The organism is Nostoc cf. edaphicum LEGE 07299, from assembly GCF_015207245.1.
Taxonomy (GTDB): Bacteria; Cyanobacteriota; Cyanobacteriia; order Cyanobacteriales; family Nostocaceae; genus Nostoc; species Nostoc edaphicum_B.
In genome coordinates, this window is record NZ_JADEXF010000940.1 from 1 (window position 1) to 2,732 (window position 2,732).

The following is a 2,732-nucleotide window of genomic DNA, read 5'->3' on the forward strand; positions in this document are numbered from 1 at the left end:
CCCAGATTCCAGAGGCGATCGCTAATTTAACCAATCTAACTACCCTTAACCTCGGTTCTAACCAAATAACCCAGATTCCAGAGGCGATCGCTAATTTAACCAATCTAACTACCCTTAACCTCGGTTCTAACCAAATAACCCAGATTCCAGAGGCGATCGCTAATTTAACCAATCTAACTACCCTTAACCTCGGTTCTAACCAAATAACCCAGATTCCAGAGGCGATCGCTAATTTAACCAATCTAACTACCCTTAACCTCGGTTCTAACCAAATAACCCAGATTCCAGAGGCGATCGCTAATTTAACCAATCTAACTACCCTTAACCTCGGTTCTAACCAAATAACCCAGATTCCAGAGGCGATCGCTAATTTAACCAATCTAACTACCCTTAACCTCGGTTCTAACCAAATAATCCAGATTCCAGAGGCGATCGCTAATTTAACCAATCTAACTACCCTTAATCTCGGTTCTAACCAAATAATCCAGATTCCAGAGGCGATCGCTAATTTAACCAATCTAACTACCCTTAACCTCGGTTCCACCCAAATAACCCAGATTCCAGAGGCGATCGCTAATTTAACCAATCTGGCTACCCTTGACCTCAGTTACAACCAAATAACCCAGGTTCCAGAGGCGATCGCTAAACTAACCAATCTGATGGAGCTTTTCCTCTATAACAACCAAATAACCCAGATTTCAAAGGCGATCACTAATTTAACTAATCTAGCTACCCTTGACCTCAGTGACAACCAAATTACCCAGATTCCAGATGCAATCGCTAATTTAATCAATCTGATAGAGCTTGACCTCTTTTCCAACCAAATAACCCAGATTCCAGAGGCGATCGCTAAACTAACCAATCTAACGGAGCTTTACCTCTTTTCCAACCAAATAACCCAGATTCCAGATGTGATCGCTAAACTAACCAATCTGACGCAGCTTTACCTCAGTGACAACCAAATAACCCAGATTCCAGAGGCGATCGCTAAACTAATTAATCTGACGGAGCTTCACCTCGATAGCAACCAAATAACCCAGATTCCAGAGGCGATTGCTAAATTAACTAATCTGACCCAGCTTCACCTCAGTAACAACCGAATTACCCAGATTTCAGAGGCGATCGAAAGTTTGCCGAAATTGGAAACACTAGATTTGCGGGGAAATCCGCTTCCTATTTCACCAGAGATTTTAGGATCTTCTAATAATGTTGGTTCAGTTGAAGACATTTTCAATTACTTGCGATTACTCCGTAGCGGTGAAGTGAGTCCACTCAACGAAGCCAAACTCTTGCTCATCGGACAAGGCAGCGTCGGCAAAACATCCCTCATTAAGCGACTAATCCGCAATAAATATGACCAAAATCAATCCCAAACCGACGGACTCAATGTAGAAACTTGGAACGTGTCGATCAATAGCAAAGACATCCGCCTCAATGTTTGGGACTTTGGCGGACAGGAAATTTATCATGCCACCCATCAGTTTTTTCTGACTAAGCGCAGCCTCTATCTCCTCGTTTGTAATTGTCGCACCAGCGAAGAAGAAAACCGCATCGAATATTGGCTCAAACTAATCGAAAGCTTCGGCGGACAGTCCCCCGTGATTATCGTTGGCAACAAAAAAGACGAACAACCCCTTGACATCAACCGCAAGGCATTACGCGAAAAATATCCTAACATCCAAGCCATTATCGAAACCTCCTGCCAAGACAATATCGGCATTGATGAACTTCGCACCGCCATTTTCCAGCAAGTCGGCAACCTCAAAGAAGTCTACGATCTTTTACCCCTGACATGGTTTGAGGTTAAACAACAACTCGAATCCATGACTGAAGACTTCATCAGCTACAACCGCTACATCGGCATCTGCCACGAAAATAAAATTCCCGAAGAACAAAACCAAGATCAACTGATCGATCTCCTCCATCGACTTGGCTTAGTTCTCAACTTCCGCGAGCATCCCATCCTCAAAGATACCAACGTCCTCAAACCCAACTGGGTGACAGAAGGCATTTACGCGCTCCTGAGCGATGAAACCCTCAAAACTAAAACCAAAGGCATTTTCACCCACGCCGATCTCACCCGCATCCTCAATCCAGAGCGCTACCCCACCAAGCGTCACGGCTATCTGATCGGGCTGATGAAAGAATTTGAGCTTTGCTTTGCACTAGAATGTCACCCACCACAATTTCTAATTGCGGGACTTCTGCCTAAAGACCAACCAAACGAAACAAAACTCCAAGGCAAAACCTTGGAATTTCAATACCATTACAAAGTTCTCCCCGAAAGCATCATTTCCCGCTTCATCGTCAACACCCACGAAAAAATCCATAACCAAATCTATTGGCGTAGTGGTGTAATGCTGCAATATCAAGAAAACAACGAAATCTACAACATCGCTCGGATCAAAGCCGATCCCGAAGACAAAAAAATCTTCATCACCATTAGCGAACGCAAAGAAACCCGCCGCTTATTTCTCGGCATCCTCCGCGATGTCTTCAAAAAAATCCACAAAAGTCTTCCCAATCTTGAAATCACCGAATGGGTTCCCGTCCCCAACTATCCTAAACATCCACCCCTTGACTACCAAGAACTTCTCGGACTTGAGGCAATGGGTGAAAGCACAATCACCATCGGCAAACTAAAATTAAAACTTGATCTGCGTCAACTTTTAGATGGCTATGAATCACTAGAATCGCGTCGAAAATCACAAAAAGGAGATAATGATTTAGAT

The 2,732-nt window shown here is 43.7% G+C and carries 1 protein-coding gene; it reads left to right on the forward strand.

Annotated features, from left to right (window positions below; all coding sequences use genetic code 11):
• On the forward strand, positions 1-2,732 hold a 2,732-nt coding region (locus IQ229_RS22860; RefSeq protein ID WP_194047684.1), incomplete at both ends, for a leucine-rich repeat domain-containing protein.